23 protein-coding genes and 2 pseudogenes are annotated in these 19,793 nt (G+C 68.5%); 13 read left to right on the forward strand and 12 right to left on the reverse strand.

Annotated elements, in window-relative coordinates:
- Position 1 precedes the first annotated feature (1 nt).
- Together ACGFY9_RS06115 and ACGFY9_RS06120 are read right to left on the reverse strand one after the other, a co-directional pair.
- Positions 2–187: a DUF397 domain-containing protein gene (locus ACGFY9_RS06115; protein WP_393752428.1), complete on the reverse strand. Its 186-nt coding sequence runs from the start codon at positions 185–187 to the stop codon at positions 2–4.
- Positions 184–1,053, reverse strand: a complete 870-nt coding sequence (locus ACGFY9_RS06120) for a helix-turn-helix transcriptional regulator (RefSeq protein ID WP_393752430.1) — start codon at positions 1,051–1,053, stop codon at positions 184–186. Before ACGFY9_RS06120 ends, ACGFY9_RS06115 begins: the two co-directional genes overlap by 4 nt.
- Positions 1,054–1,240: 187 nt before the next feature.
- Between ACGFY9_RS06120 and ACGFY9_RS06125 the strand changes: the two genes are divergently transcribed.
- From ACGFY9_RS06125 to ACGFY9_RS06140, 4 genes are all read left to right on the forward strand, one after another.
- Entirely contained in the window at positions 1,241–1,660 is a 420-nt protein-coding gene (locus ACGFY9_RS06125; protein WP_393752432.1) for an ATP-binding protein, read from the forward strand.
- A 402-nt stretch (positions 1,661–2,062) separates the two neighbouring features.
- Complete coding sequence (locus ACGFY9_RS06130) at positions 2,063–2,743, forward strand: hypothetical protein (RefSeq protein ID WP_393752434.1); 681 nt, start codon at positions 2,063–2,065, stop codon at positions 2,741–2,743.
- A complete protein-coding gene (locus ACGFY9_RS06135) occupies positions 2,740–3,171 on the forward strand; it encodes a PPOX class F420-dependent oxidoreductase (protein WP_393752436.1) in 432 nt (143 codons plus the stop codon). The genes ACGFY9_RS06130 and ACGFY9_RS06135 overlap by 4 nt, the downstream gene beginning before the upstream one ends.
- A 187-nt stretch (positions 3,172–3,358) precedes the next feature.
- Positions 3,359–3,541 (forward strand): hypothetical protein, encoded by a 183-nt coding sequence (locus ACGFY9_RS06140; protein WP_393752438.1) that lies wholly within the window; start codon positions 3,359–3,361, stop codon positions 3,539–3,541.
- Between the two features lie 40 nt (positions 3,542–3,581).
- Here the strand turns inward: ACGFY9_RS06140 and ACGFY9_RS06145 are convergent, their stop codons facing one another.
- The 3 genes from ACGFY9_RS06145 to ACGFY9_RS06155 are packed head-to-tail and all read right to left on the reverse strand — an operon-like array spanning position 3,582 to position 5,216.
- Entirely contained in the window at positions 3,582–4,433 is an 852-nt protein-coding gene (locus tag ACGFY9_RS06145; RefSeq protein WP_393752439.1) for a helix-turn-helix domain-containing protein, read from the reverse strand.
- Between the two features lie 23 nt (positions 4,434–4,456).
- Positions 4,457–4,984, reverse strand: coding sequence for a DUF6879 family protein (locus ACGFY9_RS06150; protein WP_393752441.1), 528 nt, complete (start codon positions 4,982–4,984; stop codon positions 4,457–4,459).
- The gene (locus ACGFY9_RS06155; protein ID WP_393752850.1) at positions 4,956–5,216 is read right to left on the reverse strand and encodes a hypothetical protein; all 261 of its coding nucleotides are present in this window, start codon (positions 5,214–5,216) and stop codon (positions 4,956–4,958) included. Before ACGFY9_RS06155 ends, ACGFY9_RS06150 begins: the two co-directional genes overlap by 29 nt.
- A gap of 255 nt (positions 5,217–5,471) precedes the next feature.
- On the opposite strand from ACGFY9_RS06155, the gene ACGFY9_RS06160 reads away from it, so the two are divergent.
- Both ACGFY9_RS06160 and ACGFY9_RS06165 read left to right on the forward strand, forming a co-directional pair.
- Positions 5,472–5,696: a DUF397 domain-containing protein gene (locus ACGFY9_RS06160; RefSeq protein ID WP_393752443.1), complete on the forward strand. Its 225-nt coding sequence runs from the start codon at positions 5,472–5,474 to the stop codon at positions 5,694–5,696.
- A gap of 144 nt (positions 5,697–5,840) precedes the next feature.
- On the forward strand, positions 5,841–6,311 hold the full coding sequence (locus ACGFY9_RS06165; RefSeq protein ID WP_393752445.1) for a hypothetical protein: 471 nt from the start codon (positions 5,841–5,843) through the stop codon (positions 6,309–6,311).
- Between the two features lie 87 nt (positions 6,312–6,398).
- Here the strand turns inward: ACGFY9_RS06165 and ACGFY9_RS06170 are convergent, their stop codons facing one another.
- The 3 genes from ACGFY9_RS06170 to ACGFY9_RS06180 form a co-directional block, all read right to left on the reverse strand.
- On the reverse strand, positions 6,399–7,922 hold the full coding sequence (locus ACGFY9_RS06170; RefSeq protein ID WP_393752851.1) for a cellulase family glycosylhydrolase: 1,524 nt from the start codon (positions 7,920–7,922) through the stop codon (positions 6,399–6,401).
- 143 nt (positions 7,923–8,065) lie between these two features.
- Entirely contained in the window at positions 8,066–8,977 is a 912-nt protein-coding gene (locus ACGFY9_RS06175) for an ABC transporter permease (RefSeq protein ID WP_393752447.1), read from the reverse strand.
- Positions 8,974–9,987, reverse strand: a complete 1,014-nt coding sequence (locus ACGFY9_RS06180; protein ID WP_393752449.1) for an ATP-binding cassette domain-containing protein — start codon at positions 9,985–9,987, stop codon at positions 8,974–8,976. Before ACGFY9_RS06180 ends, ACGFY9_RS06175 begins: the two co-directional genes overlap by 4 nt.
- 106 nt (positions 9,988–10,093) lie before the next feature.
- On the opposite strand from ACGFY9_RS06180, the gene ACGFY9_RS06185 reads away from it, so the two are divergent.
- Positions 10,094–10,921 carry a TetR/AcrR family transcriptional regulator gene (locus tag ACGFY9_RS06185; protein WP_393752451.1) on the forward strand — a complete coding sequence of 276 codons (828 nt, stop codon included), beginning with the start codon at positions 10,094–10,096 and terminating at the stop codon, positions 10,919–10,921.
- Here ACGFY9_RS06185 and ACGFY9_RS06190 read toward each other — a convergent pair.
- Positions 10,902–11,900, reverse strand: a complete 999-nt coding sequence (locus ACGFY9_RS06190) for a WD40 repeat domain-containing protein (protein WP_393752453.1) — start codon at positions 11,898–11,900, stop codon at positions 10,902–10,904. The two genes, ACGFY9_RS06185 and ACGFY9_RS06190, sit on opposite strands and share 20 nt — an antisense overlap.
- A gap of 99 nt (positions 11,901–11,999) precedes the next feature.
- Here ACGFY9_RS06190 and ACGFY9_RS06195 point away from each other — a divergent pair, with 99 nt between their 5' ends.
- Positions 12,000–12,779 (forward strand): SGNH/GDSL hydrolase family protein, encoded by a 780-nt coding sequence (locus ACGFY9_RS06195; RefSeq protein ID WP_393752455.1) that lies wholly within the window; start codon positions 12,000–12,002, stop codon positions 12,777–12,779.
- On the opposite strand, the gene ACGFY9_RS06200 is transcribed toward ACGFY9_RS06195, so the two are convergent.
- The gene (locus tag ACGFY9_RS06200) at positions 12,738–13,553 is read right to left on the reverse strand and encodes a Stf0 family sulfotransferase (protein WP_393752457.1); all 816 of its coding nucleotides are present in this window, start codon (positions 13,551–13,553) and stop codon (positions 12,738–12,740) included. The genes ACGFY9_RS06195 and ACGFY9_RS06200 overlap by 42 nt on opposite strands.
- A 148-nt stretch (positions 13,554–13,701) precedes the next feature.
- Between ACGFY9_RS06200 and ACGFY9_RS06205 the strand changes: the two are divergent.
- Both ACGFY9_RS06205 and ACGFY9_RS06210 read left to right on the forward strand, forming a co-directional pair.
- A pseudogene (locus ACGFY9_RS06205) lies at positions 13,702–14,293 on the forward strand (Uma2 family endonuclease).
- Between the two features lie 44 nt (positions 14,294–14,337).
- Entirely contained in the window at positions 14,338–15,333 is a 996-nt protein-coding gene (locus ACGFY9_RS06210) for an aldo/keto reductase (RefSeq protein WP_393752459.1), read from the forward strand.
- Between the two features lie 210 nt (positions 15,334–15,543).
- Here the strand turns inward: ACGFY9_RS06210 and thpR are convergent, their stop codons facing one another.
- Positions 15,544–16,101: an RNA 2',3'-cyclic phosphodiesterase gene (gene thpR / locus ACGFY9_RS06215; RefSeq protein WP_393752461.1), complete on the reverse strand. Its 558-nt coding sequence runs from the start codon at positions 16,099–16,101 to the stop codon at positions 15,544–15,546.
- Positions 16,102–16,215: 114 nt separating this feature from the next.
- Here thpR and ACGFY9_RS06220 point away from each other — a divergent pair.
- Positions 16,216–16,858, forward strand: a pseudogene (locus ACGFY9_RS06220) (transposase); the annotation flags it as partial.
- Positions 16,859–16,941: 83 nt separating this feature from the next.
- Entirely contained in the window at positions 16,942–17,697 is a 756-nt protein-coding gene (locus tag ACGFY9_RS06225) for a hypothetical protein (RefSeq protein ID WP_393752463.1), read from the forward strand.
- 371 nt (positions 17,698–18,068) lie between these two features.
- Here the strand turns inward: ACGFY9_RS06225 and ACGFY9_RS06230 are convergent, their stop codons facing one another.
- A complete protein-coding gene (locus ACGFY9_RS06230) occupies positions 18,069–19,061 on the reverse strand; it encodes a hypothetical protein (protein ID WP_393752464.1) in 993 nt (330 codons plus the stop codon).
- Between the two features lie 193 nt (positions 19,062–19,254).
- On the opposite strand from ACGFY9_RS06230, the gene ACGFY9_RS06235 reads away from it, so the two are divergent.
- Positions 19,255–19,767 carry a GNAT family N-acetyltransferase gene (locus tag ACGFY9_RS06235; RefSeq protein WP_393752852.1) on the forward strand — a complete coding sequence of 171 codons (513 nt, stop codon included), beginning with the start codon at positions 19,255–19,257 and terminating at the stop codon, positions 19,765–19,767.
- Positions 19,768–19,793: the final 26 nt, after the last annotated feature.

Below are 19,793 nucleotides of genomic sequence, written 5' to 3' on the forward strand. Positions count from 1 at the left end.
TTCAGAGGTACTGAACGAAGCTGCGCCAGGCTTCCCGGGAGACGGTGAGGAGGGGGGCGCCGTCTCCCGGGTGCTGCTTGCTGTCGCGGACGGCGCGGCCGTGGGCGGCGGTGTGGGCGACCTCGACGCAGGCGTTCTCCTGCCCGGAGTACGAGGACTTCCAGAAGGGGCTTACAACCTTGGTCACGATGTGTCTTCCTTCAAGCTCCGCAGTACGCCCCGGATGAGCTTCGCGCTCGCGTCCGGCGCCAACGCTGACGATCGTAGTAGGTCGTATGCATTGGCGTAAGCGGCAAGCTCCTCGGCGCCTTCAAGGACCGAGGTGCCTCGCAGGTTGTCCATGGCGACGGCTTCGACCGTCGGTTCCTCGTCGAAGCTGAAGGAGTAGAAGGCGGAGGAGTAACCGGCCAGGACTCCGGCGCTGAACGGCAGTACCTGCACGGTGACGTTCTTCCGCTTTCCGATCTCAAGGATCGCGGACAACTGCTCCCGGTGAACCCCGACGCTCACCAACGGGTGCACGACGACGCCCTCCCAGAGAATGACCGTGTACGACGCCCCGCCCTCGTCGATCTTCGCCTGCCGCCCCATCCGTACCTTGACCAGCTGGTCGACCCTTTCGGGCTCCAGGTAGTGGGGACCGCCAGCGATAACCGACTCCGCGTAGGCCGGAGTTTGCAGGAGCCCCGGCACGGTAACCGGCTGCCACTCGCGGATGTAGGTCGCGTCATCCTCCAACGCGATGTGGTCGACGTAGTCCGGCCGCAGGTGTGCGGCATGCTCAAGCCACCAGCCCCGGTTCTTCGAGTTCTTGGCCAACTCCTCCAGCTTGACGCGTACTTCCGGGTCCTTGACGCCGTACGCATCCAGCAGCAACCGCACCTCGATGACACGCGGCGTCGCATGCCCACTCTCAACGCGGCTGATCCTCGCCTGACTTGACGCGATGATCTCGGCAGCCTGCGGTTGATCGAGCTTGGCGGCCAGCCGGTACTGCTTGAGTGCCGTGCCCAATCGCCTGCTACGTACTGTCGGCCGTCCACCTGCGGGCATGGGCCCTCCCCTCTTCTGCGGCAACGATGCCACACCGAGCGTCAACCTCAGGGCTGCATCGCTCGATCGAGTGACACTCACGCATATATTCGCTGATTCGGATTGCGCGGATCGCGAATCCGCCCCTAGCTTCATGAAGGCGCCGCAGCGCAGCCCAACTTGACGCCACGTCAGGACGGAGTCCCCCATGCCCGCGTCCGAGAGTTTCCGCATTCCCAAACACCGAAGCCACGTCCCCGTCGCCCGCCAACGCGTCCGCAAGACCCTCGCGGACTGGGGCATCACCGACGAACTGGCCGACGCAGTCACCCTGTTGGCCAACGAACTCGTCACCAACGCCGTGACCCACTGCCGGGTCTCCCACGCCCAGGTCAAGGTCGAACTCACGCTCAACGGGACGGAGTTGATCCTTGAGGTCTCAGACCCGGACCGGGACAGACTCCCCCGACCTCACGACTCGACCCCGGACGAGGAAGGCGGACGGGGCCTCGCGCTCGTCGCCGCGCTGGCCGACGACTGGGGGTGCCGGCAGGAGTCGTACGCGAAGTGCGTGTGGGCGAGGTTCGGACTGGAGGGGGTTCAGGCTCATGTTCCGGCGACTTTATGAGGCGACGACCCGCCTACTCACACCCAGAACTCCCCGCACTCCACACGATCCGCACGCTCCCCGAACCCCCTTGCCCGACACGGACCTTGGGGGAGAAGTCCGCACGCCGGACCCGTACGTATGGCGACTCCCCACCCCGCACGACGCCCGCTGGAAGCGCTGGCACAAACGCTCCCGCGCGGCCGGCCGCCACTTGCCCTTCCCGCTCGACGAACCCTGCTGGCAACTCCCGCCCGAGCCCCGACAACCGCCCAGGCAAGCCGAGTACGACCCGGTACGCCCCTACCTCCCTGCGTCACACTCACGTAGGACAGACATCGCCCACACCCTCGAACGTGTCTGTTAGCGTCCGCGCGACCCCTCGAAGATCCGCAACTCGAAGACCCGCGACAGGAGACGCAGATGCATATCGCCCTCATCCTCGCGAGCGGCATCGCCTGGACGATCGTGTACATCGAAGCGATCCGCATCGGGTTCCGCGAACGCACCTACGCCATGCCTGCCGTAGCGCTGGGGCTGAACTTCGCGTGGGAGTGGACGTACGCGGTGCACAACCTGGCCTTCGACCCCTCGGTGCAGGGCGGCATCAACCTGGTGTGGGGCATCGCCGACGCGGTCATCGTGTACACGTTCTTCCGGTACGGCCGCGCCGAGTTCCCGTCGTTCGTCACGCCACGGATGTTCGCCGGCCTGAGCGTGCTGCTGTTCGGGATGTCGTTCGCCGTGCAGTGGCTGTTCCTGGCGAAGTTCGGCGCGGAGGACGGGGCCGGCTACTCGGCGTTTCTCCAGAACCTGCTGATGTCGGGCCTGTTCATCGCGATGTTCGTCGCGCGACGCGGGCTGCGCGGGCAGTCGGTGACGATCGCGGTGGCCAAGTGGCTCGGCACACTCGCGCCCACGATCCTCTTCGGCGCCCTTGAGGATGACGGCGGGTTCCTGCTCGGCCTCGGCATCATGTGCAGCGTGCTCGACCTCGTCTACGTCGGGCTGTGCGTCCAGGCGAAGCGAAACGGCGGCGTGGGTGACGTACCCGAGCCCCTCGCCGTGACAAATCGGGCCGACAGTGCATCCATGGAAGCATGACCAGTTCGAGCAGCCCGAGCACGAGCCCCCAGCTCGATCCCTTCGTCAAGCAGTACGCCGTCCTGCTCACCACCCACAAACGGGACGGCACGGGCGTCGGCACCCCCGTGAGCCTGGCCGTCGAGGGTGACCACGCGTACTTCCGCACCCCGGGCAGCGCCTGGAAGGCCAAGCGGATCCGCAACAACCCGGAGGTGGAACTCGCCCCCGCCACCGTCCGCGGCAAACCGACCGGTCCCGAGATCCACGCCCGCGCGCGCCTGCTGGACCACGGCACCCCGGAGGACAAACACGCGGCGAAGCTACTGCGCCACAAACACCCTTTCCTGCAAGGGGTGTTGGTACCGCTGGCACACAAGGCGATGCGGACGCCGACGTTGCACTATGAGGTGCGGCCTGTGGACGGGAACGGTAACGGGACGATCTAGCGTCCAACGGAGTCATCTCCTCCTTGGTCCAGTCGCCGTACTGCTGGCGCCTCAGGTTGGGACTCAGCTCGGTACCGGCGGCGGTCACCAGGCCGGCCATCGTGGGGATGAACCCGGGTGCATCAACGGGCCTGCGGGGCACGGCTGTTCGTGCTGCTCGGGCTGTCCTGATGGTTGGATCTTGCACATGGACGACATGCTGTGGAACAGACTGCCGGCCGAGGCACAAGCAGAGGTGGACGAGCTCATCGCCGCCGGCCGCAATATCCAGGCCATCATGGTGATGCGCGAACGCACCGGTCTGCCGCAGCCCGAACTGCGCGAGTGCATCGATCTGCTGGCGTGGCGGCACGGGGCGCTGCGGGAGTAGGGGGTGCGCGCCGTGTGGTCGGGCGGGCGCCGCGCCCGGATCAGCACAGGGCGTCTATCGCCTTCACGATCAAGGCCCGGGCATCCGCCCCGTACACGGCCATGCTCCGGAGTTGCTCGAAGGCGCTCAGGTAGAGCGCGATCTCGGAGGGCTGGGTGACGCGGACCCGGGCCGACAGCAGTTCCACCGAGACGAGTGTGTCGTCGTAGATGTGGAACAACTCCTGCGGCCACAACACCCGTTCAGGCGTCGAGTCGGGGATGATACCGAGAGACACCGACGGCAACGCCCCAGCCGTGAGCAGATAGCCGAGCTGCGCCGCCATCGCATCGGCGTCGCCCAACTGGTAACGCAGCACGCCCTCTTCGATCAGCATGACGAAACGGTGCCCCGAGTCATGGATGACCTTCGAGCGCTCGACACGAGCCACCGACGCCTCGTCGGAGTCATCAGGGATGCCGAGCAGTCGGGCATTGGCGGAGAGCAGGGCACGCGCGTACCCCTGGGTCTGAAGAAGACCGGGGACCAAGGTGGGTGAGTAGATCCGGAACAGCTCGGTGGAACGGTAGAGCTCCACGTAGCTGTCCTGAAGGCGCTTCAGGCCGACCCGTACCTTGCGCCGCCACTCGCCGTACTGTGACTCGGCGTCCCGGGACTCGGCGATGATGTCCGCGGCCTGACCGTCGGCACCGCACGCGGCACACCAGCGGCGTATGTCGTCGGGCGTGGGGGGTGTGCGGGCGTTCTCCAGACGGGAGGTCTTCGGATGGGTCCAGCCGCAGCGCTCGGCCAGCTCGCTCCCGGTGATGCCCGCATCCGCACGCAGATCCCGCAGCCGCTGCGCGACCCGTTCGCGCGCGGCCTGCGCTGAGGAGGAGGGGGAATTGGGCACGAGCCGACCGTACGCCTTACGCGCTAGCTGATCTTGTAGTCCTGGTGTGGGATTGCTCGCGCCCACACCGCCTCGAACGCCTCGGCGCACAGTTTCGCCGCGGCCGGATCCTCGCTGATCTCTCCGCCGCCGGACGCGCCGTCCCCGGTGAAGTGATTCCAGCGGATCAACCGGTCGTCCAGGAGCCAGAAGTCGTTGCCGGGCAGCGCGATGTCGGAGGCCTGCCGACGCGGAAGCCACCGCACCTGCTCACCGGCCGCGACGTTGATCGGCGTGCCCGCGTACTCGTAGCGGATGTAGTCGCTGACCGGTTCCGACACGATGCGTGCTCGCCGCACGACCACACCGCGGGCCACCGTACGACGGATAAGGCTCGTCCATGAACCCCAGTACGGCGACTCCGGGTCGGTGTCGCGTTGCCCTGTCCGCTGCCAGTGGGCGAAATCGTCGGCCTCGCCGACGACTCCGTATGCGTCGCGCATCTCCAGGTGGACGGCCGATCGCTGGGCGCCGTCCAGGAGTTCAGCGAAGCTCGGCACGTTCTGCGGCATCGCATGCCTTCCTCAGAATCGGCACCATGCGTGCCGGGACGCGGACAACTGCTTCGTGGTCAGGAATTCCCACCGCGTGGCCAGGCGCCTCGAACGCGGCGCACTGCACTTGGATCTGACGATCCGGTTTCCATCCCTGGATGACCAATTCGTTCCTACTCTCGTCGACCCACACAGTGGGGCTCTCGCCGGTGCCTGTGTTGGGGTCGATCCCGATGAACCGTAACGCCATAGCCGCCTCCGGCATGCTGGTCGTTCGTAGATGTGCACCACATTGATGATGCCGAGAGGTCGCGTCAAGAAGGCAAATCGGCCACGGCCAGGTCAGATGTGCTGGTGTGAACATTCATGAACATCACTGGAGACGGCGACCATCAGGGCCCTAGCGTCGAGACCGGCAACGAAACCCCGGCGAGGCAGCGAACCCTTCCGAAGCACGGCTCGCCCTCTGCAAGCAGGCCCCTCCAACCGACAGGAAGGCACCCCCATGCTCAACGGCACCGACCTCTACGAACTCGACATCACCGCCGCCTCGTTCACGCAGGCCTGCGGCGGCCCCTGCACGGAGGGTTGCGTCACCCTCGCCCGGATCGGCCACGGCTTCTGGGCCCTCGGCGACAGCAAGCGCCCCGACAAGGAGCCGTTGCGCTTCACCACGGAGGAACTGGGCGTGGCCGGCATCGACCCCGCCCGCTTCGGCCTGACCATCTGAGCCGCACAAGCCCACAAGCCCACAGGCTCACAGACTCACAGCCCCACCCATCCCGGTCGGCCCCGGCGTGGCCCCAACTCACCCCGCCCGGCCGGGATTTCACCACCGCCGAGACCAAGACCTCCCCGAACAGGACGCCCACCGGTGCACCACCACGCCTACCTGTGGACCGGACCGAAACCCCGCTTCGACCAGGAAGCCCTGCGCCGCCCACCCCACCCCGAACCACCCCCACCCGGCAGCCGCCCCGAGTTGATCCAGCGCTACCGCGAAGTGGCCGCGGAGTTCCCCACCTCCGACCTGCCCCCGCTGGAAACGGCGTACTGGCTCCTCAAGCCGCGCTCACTGGTACAAGGAACATGGCCCGCCCCGACCGACGCGGCAGCCTGGCTCGCGGACCAACTGGCCACGCATGCAACCCGGTTCGCCTCAGATCTGCAACGCGATGCCAGCCACCTCTCCCGGCTCCTCGCCGCCGTCGCCGAACGGCTCACCTCCGGCGGCGACGCGTCGTACGGCTTCTACCTCGAACGCCCCTCGTTCATCTCCCTCGCCGTAGTCACCTGCTCCCCGAACCGCACGAGGCCCGACCTGCCCTGTCCCCTGGAGAGTTGAGCAACGGCCAGGAGGACAGGCAGGCAGCAGGAGATCATCGGCTCGGCCCCGACCCCGTCCCCTCAATCCCCTCGGACCGTCAGCCCCTCACCCCGCCGTACAGCTAAGGCTCGGCACACCCCCACCCCCCGGAGCTCCCCCGAACCCGAAACTCGCCGAACCCCCCACCCCCACACTCCCGTTGTGATCCGCGTTCACCGCGGTCACACTCGCCCCGCTCTGCGTGTACGTCGCGTTCCACATGCTCGTCACCTGCTGGGCGCCGGACCAAGTCCACTTCACCTGCCAGGACTTGAGGGCCGAGGTCCCGGAGTTCTTCACCGTCACATCTGCGTTGAAGCCGGTGCCCCAGTCGCTGGTGACGGTGTACGTGGCGGCACAGGTGGCCGTACTGTCTCCTCCCCCTCCCCCACCCCCACCCGTCCCCGTGCTCGGAAACCCCGCCGCCTTGACGCTCGCCAGATATCCGTCCTTCACCGTGTCCACCGTCACCCAGTCGTCCTTCAGGATCCCGCCCGTGTCACCGGAGTTGGGGTTCCACGACCAGAAGGTCCACTGGAAGGAATCCGCTCCGTACGTCGAGGTCGGGCGGAGGTAACTCACCAGCGCCGCAAGCCACTTCTGGTCCACCGTCGATGCCAGCGTCGTGCCGAACTCGCCCACCCACACCGGCGCGATGTTCTGCCGGAAGAGGTAGCCCCAGTACTTGTCCCACACCCCGGGCATGTTCGCCGGGAAGGCCGGATCGCTGAACCAGGGCTGTTGGGCCACGCTCGTCGCGTAGTCGTGCGCGGAGTACACGACCCGGTTCGGCACGCTCAGCTCCACCGGGTACTGGCCCGCGCCCATCAAGTTGCCGCCCCACCAACCAGATGCGCCGGCGTACGTCTGCACGCCCTCCACGAAGATCAGCAGGTCGGGGTTGGCCGACAGCACCGCGTCGCCCGCGCGCTCCGCCGCCAGGCGCCAGTCCGTCGCCACGTCGCCGCAGCCCCAACACGCCGGATCGTGGGGCTCGTTGTGGAGGTCGATGCCGATGACTGTCGACTGGCCCGCGTAACGGGTCGCCAGGGAGCGGAGGTTGGCGATCCACGTCGACTCCGGTACCGATGACGTGTACCAGAGCGCCGACTGGGCGGACGCGTCCGGGCGGTGCCGGTCGAGAATGACCTTCAGGCCGTCCTGGCCGGCGTAGGCGACGAGTTTGTCCATGATCTGCAGCGAACTCAGGCCCTGGAGGTCCGCGTTCTTGCCGCTGGAGAAGTCGATGCTGTTGGGGACTGTGCCGGACTTGAAGATGTCGTCGCTGTAGGGGAGGCGGATGGTGTTGTAGCCCAGCGACTTCATCTGGTCGATCATGCTCTTGTAGTCGCGTGACCAGAGGCCGTGCACAACATAGTTGGCGGTCTCGAAGCCGAACCAGTTGATCCCGGCGATACGGACCGGCTGACCCGCCGCGTCCAGGATCTGGCGGCCGCTGGTGTGCCAGTAACCGGCTCCGGGGGCACTCGCCGTATCGGCCGCGTGAGCGACGTGGATGCCGGCCAGCGGCAGAAGGAGCACCGCGGCAACAGCGCACAGCGCTCTTCTCAAGGCGCGGAACAGGAGCATTGAAGACATGAGGGACACCTCGCTGCTTCCTCTCGGAGGCGCGGGCCCGGAACCGGTGGGAGCGCTCCCACCACCCTGCGCCTCCCATGGAAGCCACATCACGTGAACACGTCAAGGCAACGGACACCGACAGTCGTCCACGCCTATCGGCTCAGCCTGCGGAACCTCCGCACCGCCAGCGGAAGGAACAGCAGCGTCAGCGCCGCCGGCCACGCCCCCGCGAGCAGCAGCGCGTGTTGCTCCGGCCAGGACGTGCCCTGGCCCGTCGGGGCGCCGAACAGCGCTCGCGTGGCGCCCGCCGTCGACGAGAGCGGGTTCCAGAGCGCGGCCTGGCCGAGCCAGTGGGGCATCTGGGTCGGGGAGACGTAGATGCTGGAGATCATCGTCAGGGGGAAGACGATCGCGAAGAGGCCGCCCACCTGTTCGGGGCCCGGGAGCAGCAACCCCAGCCACACGCCCACCCAGATCAGCGCGAAGCGGAGCGCCAGGAGCAGGGCCACCGCTTTCACGAAGTCCAGGCCGAGGCCGACGTCGACGCCGAGGCCCGCGCCCAGGTCGGGGCCCGCGCCGAACTCCGGGCGCCAGCCCATGCCGTACGCCGTGGCCATCATGATGCCCAACTCCGCGCAGGCGACGATGAGATCGGTCGCGCCGCGCCCCGCCACCACCGCCGACGGCGCCATCGGCATGGAACGGAACCGGTCGATGACGCCCTTCTTCGCGTCGTTCACGAAGATCGTCGCCGTGGAGACGAACCCCATGGCCACCGTCATCACGAACATGCCCGGCATCAGGAACGCCTTGTAGTCGCCGCCGCCCGGCACCCGCATCGCCTTGCCGAAGACGTACCCGTACAGCAGCACGGACAGGATCGGGAAGCCCAACTGCCAGAGGATGCTGACCGGTTGGCGGCGGTAGTGGGTCAGGCCGCGGCGGACGACGTTCCAGCAGTCGGCGATCGTCCAGAAGACGCGGCCGTGCTGGGGGCGTCTGCGGTACGTCCGTCCGGTGCCCTCGGAGGCGGACGCGGGCGCCGTCGACGCGCCGCCGCTCATGCCGCCGCCCCCTCGGTCTCAGGGACCTCGAACTCCGGCTCCTGGGCGGTCGGTTCTTCTTCCGTACGGCGGCCCGTCAGCCGGAGGAACACGTCGTCCAGGCTCGGGCGGCGCAGGCCGATGTCCTCGACCGGGATGCCGTAGTGGTGGAGGTACCGGGCGACCTCGGTCAGCGACCCCACCCGGTCGGCCACCGGCGCGTGCACCCGCAACTCCCCCATGTCGGCCTCCGGTTGGCCGCCGTGGGCCACCCTCGCGACCGCCTGCAACGCGTAGGGGATGTGGGCCGGTTCGCGCAGCACGACCTCGATGCGGTCGCCGCCGACGCGGTTCTTGAGGCCGTCGAGGGTGTCGTCGGCGATGGCCCGGCCCTGGTCGATGACGGTGATGCGGGAGGCCAGCCGGTCGGCCTCCTCCAGGTACTGGGTGGTCAGGAGGACGGTGGTGCCCTCCTGCACCAACTGCCGTACCGCTTCCCAGACTTCGCCCCGGCTGCGCGGGTCCAGGCCGGTGGTCGGTTCGTCCAGGAAGAGGACGGCCGGGGCCAGGATCATCGACGCGGCGAGGTCCAGACGGCGGCGCATGCCACCGCTGTAGCCGCCCGCGCCCTTGTCCGCGGCGGCCTCCAGGTCGAACTGGCGCAGGAGTTGGGACGCCCTCAACTTGGCCCGCCTGCGGCCGAGATGGAAGAGACGGCCGAACATCTCCAGGTTCTGCCGGCCGGTGAGGATCTCGTCGATCGCCGCGTACTGGCCGGTGAGCCCGATCCGGGTGCGGACCTGGCGCGGCTGGCGGGCCACGTCGAGACCGGCGACCGTCGCCCGGCCGCCGTCGAGCCGGACCAGCGTGGAGAGGATGCGGACTGCGGTGGTCTTGCCTGCGCCGTTCGGGCCGAGCAGCCCGTGCACGGTGCCCTCGCGGACGGCCAGGTCGAAGCCGTCGAGGGCGTGCTTGTCGCCGTAGCGCTTCTCCAGCGCCTCGGCCTCCACCACGTACGAGTCACCACCCATGGGTCCTCTTCCCTCCCTCCTGTACCGGGCGTTCGAACTGCGTGCACCGTATCCGATTGCGCGTACGGTGTACTCGGTTTTCGCCCGGCGACCTAGACTCCCCCACATGACGAGCAGGCCCTCCAACTCGACCTCGAACTCGGCGGAGTCCAGCGGCAGCGGTGACATCGGCCGCACCCTCGAACTGCTGTGGGACGCCGGCCCGCGCCCCAGCCGCGGACCGAAACCGGGGCTGTCCGTCGACCGGATCGTGGACGCGGCCATCCGCATCGCGGACGAGGAGGGGCTGGACTCCGTCTCCATGCGGCGGGTCGCCACCGACCTCGGCACCGGCGCGATGTCCCTGTACCGGTACGTCCCCGGCAAGGCCGAACTCCTCGACCTGATGCTGGACCGCGTCCGCTTCCCGGACCTCCCCGACGACGGTGCGGGCAGCGGCAGTTGGCGCTCCGCGCTGGAGGCCGCCGCCCGCGACGCCCTCGCCGTCCACCGCCGGCACCCCTGGCTGCTGCGCGTCAACCAGTCCCGCCCGCTGCTGGGCCCCCGCGCCCTCGCCACCCTGGAACACCTGCTCGGCCGCATCCGCCCGATGGGCCTGACCGACCCGGAGCTCGTCTCGACGGTCGTCATGATCGACGGCTACGTCGTCGGCGCCGCCCGCACCCAGGTCCACCAGGAGGAGGCGGCCCGCAGCACCGGCCTGACCGACGCGGAGTTCTACGGCGCCCAGGTCCCGGCGCTGGAGAAGGCGATGGCGACGGGCGCGTACCCGACGCTCGCGTCCCTCTCCCCCGACACGTTCACCGCCGGCTTCGACCACTTCGAGTTCGGGCTCGGACGCATCCTGGACGGGCTGGAGGTCATGGTCCACCAGCGCGGCGAGGGCGGCCAACAGCCGGGTGAGAGGGGCGAGTTCAGCTCCTACGACGCGTGATGCGCCGTAGGCCGAACAGCGCCCCGCCGACGACCACGACGGCCACGGCGCCGATCTTCACGTTGCTCCCCGAGCCGCCGCCGCTGTCACCGCTCGCGGAACTCCCGCCCCCGGAGGGCGACTTGGAGGAGTCCGAACTCCCCCCGGGAGCGTCCTCCGCCTGCACGGGACTGTCGGCGCCCTCGCTCCCGTACAACAGCTTGGTCCCGTCGGCGGAGTAGCTGACGGACTCCCCCTGCCCCTGCAACGGCACGTCGAGGCGCCCCTCGCGCTTGATCCTGCCGCCGTTCCAGTCGTAGTAGATACCACCCAAGTAGCCGCGTACGGCGAGTTGTTGGCCGTCGGGCGAGAAGGCGGCGTCGGTGGCCCAGAGGTCCACGGCGGCGATGGGCTTGAAGTAGTTGGTGCCGGAGGAGGAGAGCGTGGCCGGGCCTTCGAAGAGGTGCCCGCCGTCCTCCTTCTTGTCGATGATGTACACGCGCCCGGTCTTGGGGTGGACGACCAGCGACTCGGCGTTGCGGGCGCCGTCCGAGTACTTCACGACGTACTGCGTGGCCCGGATCGTCTGGTCCTTGAGCACCTTCGGCTCGGGCAGCTTGTAAATCCAGACGTAGGGCCAGGTCCCGTCGAGGTTGTCGCCGATGTCGCCGACGTAGATCTCGTTGTGCGGGCCGATGGAGATCGCCTCGACGTCGCGCGGTTTGCCGACCCCGCTGAACGTGACCGTGGCGACCGTCTTGCCGGTGCTGCTGTCGACGGCGTAGATGTACGGGCCGTCGTTGCTGTCGTTGTGCGTCCAGTAGATGCCGGGGTGGAGGTGCGAGGCGGCGAGCCCGCTGGACTCGGTGATCCGGGAGTCGGTGATCGTGAACCCCTTGTCGCCCTTGCCGTCTCCGTCGTCGGAGGGTGCAGCGGCTGCGGGCAGGGCGAGCGCGCCGACGAGGAAGCCGGCGCCGAGGAACGCGAGGAAGCGACGCATGCCCCCAGCCTGCCATCCCCCGCGGGCCGGCCGTCGGCGTGGTGGGCCTCACACCCCGCCCGTTCCGTCGACGGGTGGTTGATCGTCCATCATGAGCGGATGCTCAGGTTCATGCCCGTAGGCGACTCCATGACGATCGGGAGCGCGGGCGAACACACATGGCGCTACCGGATGTGGCAGCACCTGCGCGCGACCTACGGCGGCCCGTTCGCCGTGGTCGGCCCGCGCGAGACGCTGTACGACAAGGCGACGGACACGCCCACGTCGTACGAGTACGCCGACCCCGACTTCCCGCACTTCCACCTGGCCGGCTGGGGTGAGGGCTGGCTGCACATGGCTCCGCTGATCGGCGAGGCGGTCCGCGCGCACCGGGCGGACGTGCTCCTCGTCTCCCTCGGCCTGATCGACCTGGGCTTCTACACGAACGCGGCGCAGACGGCCGACAACATGCGGTCCTTCGTCGCGGCGGCCCGCATCGTGAGACCGTCCGTCCGCATGGTGTTCCTCCCGGTGATCCCGAACGTCCGCGCCCAGACCGACGCCCCCTTCGCCACCGAGGTCGCCCTCTTCAACGAACTCCAGGCGAAGGCGGTCGCCGACCTCGACGACCCACGCTCACCGCTCCTCCTGGCCTCCCTCCCCGAGTCGTACGACGTCACCCACGACACGTACGACGGCACCCACCCGAACGCGGCGGGCGAGCACAAGATCGCGGGAGCGTTCGCGGGGGCGATGCATCAGGCGTGGGGGGTGGGCGGGGAGTACGGCGACGAGGACGGTGACGATGACGACTCCGGGTCCTTCGCACCTTCGGTGTCCTCGATGCCCCGGCGCCGGTCAGCTCAACGAGTCGGGCGCCCTCCGCACGAGGGGCGGTAGCCGGTACCGGGCGATCCACTCCTCGTTGAGGCGGCCGGCCTGGCGGTGGTGGCTGGGGGTGAGCTGCTGCCCGGCGGGGAGGGCGGGACTCAGGCCAAGACCGAGGTGGTCGAGGACGCCGTAGGTGACGGCGGACGGATCGGCGGAGAGGTCCTCGTAGCGGATGCGGTACGGCTGGATGCCGTAGGCCTCGAACCAGCGCTCCCATCCGGCGTTGTGCTCCTCGATGGTCCGCATGACGCGGGTGATGGCGTCACGGTCGAAGTGCGGGCGCTCACCGGCGACTTGGCCTCCCCCTCCGCTGATCTCACCCCTCCCGCCGACGAACCAGACCCCGGTCTGCTCGGCGCGCAGCCAGGAGACGGCTTGGGCGAGGGTGTCGTCCCGCCGCACATGCACGAACCGGACCTGCCGTCCGAACTCCCGCTCCAGCAGCCGCAGTTCATCCCCGGCAAGCTCAGGGTGCAGGGCCGCCAGCCTGCCGGCGAGTTCGGCGTGCGTGCCCCACATGAGCTTGGCCCCGAAGACCCCGTTGCCGGTCCGTCCTGCCCGTAGCGCGGCCCGCACGAACTCGCCGTAGTCCAGGGCGTGTTGGGATGTGTGCGGAATCCCCCACCGCTCGGCCCACGCCACCTCGTCCGGCGCCCGGAAGTACGCCTGGGGGTGCCCGGCGACCCCGCTGGAGTCGAGGAGGCCGAGGAGGAGGGAGCTGCCGGTCCGGGGGGTGGCGCAGATGAAGTAGGTGTCCGTGTCCTTGTCCGTCGGCTGGGTCACGGGAACCAGGGTCGGGGGTGCGGGACGGCGCGGGCAACCGGATATCGACGGCGCCGATGGCGTGATCACTACGCATCCCGGTCACCGTGCGTATCGTTGTACTGCGCGGCTGCACTCGTGTGGAGGGCGGCCGGGGAGGAGCGCCACGATGACCGTCCTTGAAGACAGGATCGCGATGGCCGAGGTAAGCGGCGAGCTGACTCTTGATGTCATGTTCGAATGGCTTGAGAAGATGCCCATCCCCGAGGGAATCAGGGTCGAGATCGTCGGGGGGAACATCTTCATGTCGCCGCAGCGGGACACCCACTGGGAGATCATCCGTAGGGTCGTACGAGCGTTGGAGGACAGGTTCGGCATGATGGCGAAGGTCTTCTCCGACGTGCGCATCGACTTTCCCGGTCCCCTCAACGGCTTCTGCCCGGACGTCGCGAAGCTGCGTGAAGGCGCGCAGAAGAACTCCGAGGGACACTGGCAGTACGAGGACGTCGAGTTCGTCGCCGAGGTCATCTCCAAGGGCACCGCCGCCAACGACTACGGTCCGAAGAAGGCCCGCGTATGCCAAGGCCGAGGTCCCTGTATACCTAATCGCCGACCCCTACCAGGGGCGCTGCCACGTCTACACCCACCCCAAGGATGACGACTACGCGACCGAGACGAAGCTCGCTTTCGGAGAAGAGGTGGACCTCACCGACACGGTAGTAGGCCTCACCCTCAAGACCGCCGACTTCCCCCGCGACTGACCCCCCTTGCATAGAGCGCACTCAAAGTCGTTGGCTAAGTACTCATGAAGTACACGCAGCTCGGACGCACAGGCCTCAAGGTCAGCCGACTGGTCCTCGGCACGATGAACTTCGGACCGCAGACGAATGAGCCGGACAGCCACGCGATCATGGACGCGGCGCTGGACGCGGGCATCAACTACTTCGACACCGCCAATGTGTACGGGTGGGGCGAGAACAAGGGCCGTACCGAGGAGATCATCGGCAACTGGTTCGCGAAGAGCCCCGACCACCGCGACAAGACGGTCCTCGCCACCAAGATGTACGGCAACATGGGCCCCGAAGGCGTCCCCGCCTGGCCCAACCACGACAAGCTCTCCGCCCTCAACATCCGGCGGGCCGTGGACTCCAGCCTCAAGCGGCTGCAGACCGACTACATCGACATTTACCAGTTCCACCACGTCGACCGTGCCACCCCCTTCGAGGAGATCTGGCAGGCGATCGACACCCTCATCCAGCAGGGCAAGATCCTCTACGTCGGTTCCTCGAACTTCCCCGGTTACAAGATCGCCCAGGCGAGCGAGATCGCCGCGCGCCGGGGCGGCACCATCGGGCTCGTCAGCGAGCAGTGCCTCTACAACCTCGCCGAGCGCCGCGCCGAGATGGAGGTCATCCCGGCCGCGCAGGAGTACGGCCTCGGGGTCATCCCCTGGTCCCCGCTCCAGGGCGGACTCCTCGGCGGGGTCATCAAGAAGGAGGTCTCGGGCGGGCGCCGGGCGAGCGGCCGGGCCGCCGACACCCTCGCCAACCCGACCTCCCGCGCCCAGATCCAGGCCTACGAGGACCTCCTCGACAAGCACGGCATCGAGCCCGGCGAGGCCGCCCTGGCCTGGCTCCTCACCCGCCCCGGCGTCACCGGCCCGATCGTCGGCCCGCGCACCGCCGAACAGTTGGAGTCCGCGCTGCGCGCCGTAGAACTGGAACTGAGCGAGGAGATCCTGACCTCGCTGGATGAGATCTTCCCGGGCCCTGGGCCGTCCCCGGAAGCCTTCGCCTGGTAGACGCCTCAAGGGCAAGCGCCCCTTCTTTTAGGGGCGCGGGGAACTGCGCGACCAGCCACACACAGCCCGCACCCGGCAACGATCGCGCAGTCCCCACGCCCCGTCCGCCCTCACTTACCGAGCGCAGCCGCCAGCCCCACGACAACGAACAACAGCACAAGCACACCGGCCATGATCCGGTTCCGGGTTTTCGGGTCCACGTACCCGAGCCTAACCGGCCGCTCCCAGCGCCCAGCGGGCGACCGCCTCGTACCGCGGCTGTTCCCCCGGCACCCCGGACCTCGGCAGGTCGCTGCGGACGAGGACCAGTTCGTCCACCGTCCACTCGCGGCCCGCGAAGTCGTCGAGACGGTCGAGATACGGCCGTACATCCATGGCCTCCCGGCTGCGTGCCACCGTGAGGTGGGCGCGGTACCGCCGGTGTTCCCCCGTCGCCGCGGCCTCCTCGCAGCGCTCCGCGAGCTGCCGCAGGGCCGCCACATCGCCCTTCACCCCCGCCCACAGCGCGCGCCCGTCCCCGAACTGCCCGCCTCCGCGCACCGCCAGCCCGAACGGTTCGGTCCGGCGCGCGGTCCGCTCCAGGCCGGCCGACAGTTCGGGTACGACGTCCTCGGCGACCTCGCCGTAGAAGGCGAGCGTGAGGTGCCAGCCCGGGCGGCTCGTCCAGCGGAGCGCGTCGGCACCCGGGAGGCCCCGCAACTCGTCGACGGTGACGCCGAGTTGGGCCAGCACGTCCTCGGGCGGCAGCAGTGCCGCGAAGAGTCTCATGGGGGCAGCCTTCCACCACCGCTCAGCTTGGTGTTCAACCTCGGTCGTTCACCTGACCCGCTGATCTTGGTTCGTTCCCGGGACAACAGGACGGCCGTTCTTCACGCGTGCGACACCACCCGCTACGGCACGGCCGAAGCCCTCGCCTGGGACCGGATGCACCCCCGCTTGCAGGCTCGTGGCCCCTGGCTCGACCACTGCGGCGAACTCCCTTTGATCCACGGCACGTTGATCCGGCTGAAGGTCGAGTACCTGCCCTGTGACCGCGACCCGAAACCGGTGTGGCTGTGGTCCTCGCGCACCGGCATGACCGGCGCGGACGTCGGCCTTCGCTGGCAGGCGTTCCTCCGCAGGTTCGATCTGGAACACACCTTCCGGCTGTTCAAGTAGACCCTGGGCTGGACCGTCCCCAAGCTCCGCGATCCGCACACGGCCGACCTGCGGACCTGGCTGATCATCGCCGCCCACACGCAACTCCGCCTCGCCCGGCCCCTCGCCGAGGACCTCCGCCGGCCCTGGGAACGGCCCGCCGAGCCGCGTCGGCTCACCCCCGCCCGGGTCCGCCGGGGGGTTCCGCCACCTCCGCGTGAAGACAGCCCGTCCCGCCGACGTGCCCAGACCCTCCAAGCCCGGACCCGGACGCCCACCCGGCTCGAAGAACCGCAGGCCAGCCCCACGTCACGAGCCCGGGAAGACCGTGAAACGAATCGAAACCCTCACCGAACACGTCCGCCTCAAACAGCAGCGAGGTAAATGATCAAGCTGAGGGTGTTGTGCCGTTAGCTCAGGTCGGGCGAGCCGCCGGCCGACCCATCCAGGAGGGGCTGCGGTTACAGGCCCATGGAAAAGATCGTCACCCGCAGGGAGGACATGAACGCCGAGAATGCATTGGTATGCGATGTGAAGGCCGAGAATCCCCGTATGACTTCCTTCCCCAGTCGCCGCCGTCTGCTCGGCCAGGCCGTGGCGGCCGCCAGTGGTGCACTGTTCATGGGCGAGGCCGGCCGTGCCTTCGCTACCTCGCAGTCGACCACACGAAGGGGGCCGTTGCCGGCCATCGGGCAGACCATCAACCTCAGCCTGAACGCGTTCGGGACCACGCTGGTCGTGAACCTCCCACCGCCCCTGCCCACACTGAACTTCATCGGCTCCACGGTCGTGAAAGTCCTGACCGGAGGCCCGGACTTCGTACGTCTGCAGATGCTCGAGTTCACGGCTGAGTCGGCTCACCCGCGGTTCGGGAAGATCACCCTCCGTCTGCCAGACATCGATGTTGCCCCCGTCGGCATCCTCAAGCTCGGCCCTGGCGGGCTCAGGGAGACGTGGCTCCAAACCTTCGAGGCCATCTTCGAACGACAGGGCGACACCCCTGGCCCGTTCACCTACCAGACCCTTGAGCCGGCGAAGTGGGCGGCGAACCTCACCTCGTATCCGCCACCGCCCCAAGGGGCGAACCCCGACGGCTCACCCACCGGGGGCGCCTTGTTCAAGCTGCAGGCTCCCATCCGCTTGGGGACCATCGACGGCCCTCGGGTCAAGACCGAGTTCGCCCAATTGCGGGGAATGAACATCAACGTAGGCCAGGTGCTGGCCTAAGTGGCGAGGCGATTCCGGCTGGGACGTGAGTCGCGCCGCCAGCCGGACAGACGGCCGTCGTCGCCGACCTAGGTCGTCAGTCGCATGCCGGGCAGGTCGCTGGCACTGTTGTGGGCATCGATCTGGCACATCTCGCGTCCGTCACGGGTCTTGGCCTGTTTCAACCTCGACGTTTGTCGTTGCGAGAAGAGATGACTTCGTGTCCGTTCGCCACGTCCACCTCACGGGCGGACTGGCCGTGGCGAGTCGACTGCCGCACCTGACCGTCCGGGGTTTCGGTACGCCGACGGTCTACAGGTCCTTCGCGCATGGGTTCCGAAGCCCTGTAGGCGTCGTGGTCTTGGGTGGATTCAACGGCTGCATGCGCCATGTCACTGCATGTTCTGCACATGCGGGTGGTCGTAGGAGGCCGTGCACACGTACAGCTGGAGGCTGTAGCCACGGCCGATGTTGAGCTGCGTGGCATTGGCCGGGCCGAGGAAGTGCAGGCCGGTGTAGCCGGCATCCTCGACCGGCCGCCAGCTCCCGCTGCCGCCGTCCCACTCGCTGCCGTCGATGGTGAGCAGCGGCCGGACGTCCGAGCCGCACTCGGTGCAGACCATGGGGAACGGGTCGGAGAAGCTCCACGGGGCGTGGCCGCCGACCTTGCAGCCCGGGGCGACGCCGAGGTCGTACTGGTAGTCGAAGTCGTGCTGGTCCTCCCACGTCTCGATCCGCTCCGCCACCTCCTCGGGCAGCTCGTGCGGGGCCGGATACTCGGTGACCGTCTCGGGGTGCAGCACGCACGGTTCAGGCAGGTAGTCGTCGTTGCCGATCACCGACGGCTGCGGGGCAGCGCCGAGCGGGTCGGTGACGTCGGCGGCGGTCCGCCAGCGCAGTTCCGTTCGGGGCAGGTAGTCCCCGTCGTGGTCGAACGGGCACCACAGCAGCTGCAGCAGATCAGTGCCGTCCGGGCGCGGCAGATCGGGCACGTCCGCGGCGTAGAGCTGGGCCATCGGCACCATCGGGACCGGGCCGTCCTGGGAGATCCGCGAGCTTTTGCTGATGCGGTCGACTGTCGCGCGTTCTTCCGCGCTCAGCAGGTCGGCGCCTTCCACCTTGGGCCGACCCCACGCCTCGGCGAGAATCCGTCGCCGCAGCCGTACATCCTCGGGCGCAACGCCGCGCTGCCAGGGGCCACCGTGCTCCGGACAGGTGGGCCACGGTTCCCGTGCCGGCCACAGCAGCGGGCCGCCGATCGAACTGTCCGTCGTCGCCGGGGCGCCGGCGCGGGGGTGCAGCCGTACGGCGGTGCGGGCCAGCGGTGCCAACTCGGGGAAGTACACGGTGACGTCGACCGGCCGGGGCGGAGTGGTGCGGAGCATGCACGAGAGGCTATGCCCCACCGGTGACCTCGCCGTGCACGGGTCCGAGAGTCGGTACAACCCGCCATGTCGAGGTTGAAACTCAAGCTCAGGGTGTGTGTCCTGGACTAACCGGTCTGGCGGTCTCAGACGGTTAGTTCAGCGCACAGCCTGTTCGGACCCCTAGCCTGCTGCCATGCGGACCGACACCAGCATCAGCATCAGCATCAGGGACGGCGGCCCCGACGACATCCCCGCGATACTCGGCATGTTCGACAGCGCGGTGGCGTGGCTCGTCGCGCAGGGGCGTACCGGGCAGTGGGGCAGCACGCCGTGGTCGGAGAATCCGAAGGCCGTGGCGATGGTGGAGCGGTATGTGGCGCAGGGCTCGCCCTACATCGCCGAGGTCGACGGCGTCCCCGCCGGCACGATCACCCTCACCGACTCCCCCGGGTCGTACATCGACGCCGTCGACGAGCCAGAGCAGTACGTCCATCTCCTCGCCTCCAACCGCCGGTTCAAGGGCCACGGCGTCGGCAGCGCGCTGCTCGCGCACGCCGCGGAGGTGACACGGCGGGCCGGGATCTCCCTGCTGCGGGTGGACTGTTACGCGGGGGACGACCGCAAGCTCGTCGCCTACTACGAGAGCAACGGGTTCACGGCCACCGAGGCGTTCGTCGTCGGGGAGGACCGGTGGCCGGGACAGGTGCTGGCCCGGAGGGTGTGACACGCACGCCCTCCGGGCCGGTCGAC

Origin of the sequence: Streptomyces sp. NPDC048504, from assembly GCF_043200035.1 — a bacterium.
Classification (GTDB): domain Bacteria; phylum Actinomycetota; class Actinomycetes; order Streptomycetales; family Streptomycetaceae; genus Streptomyces.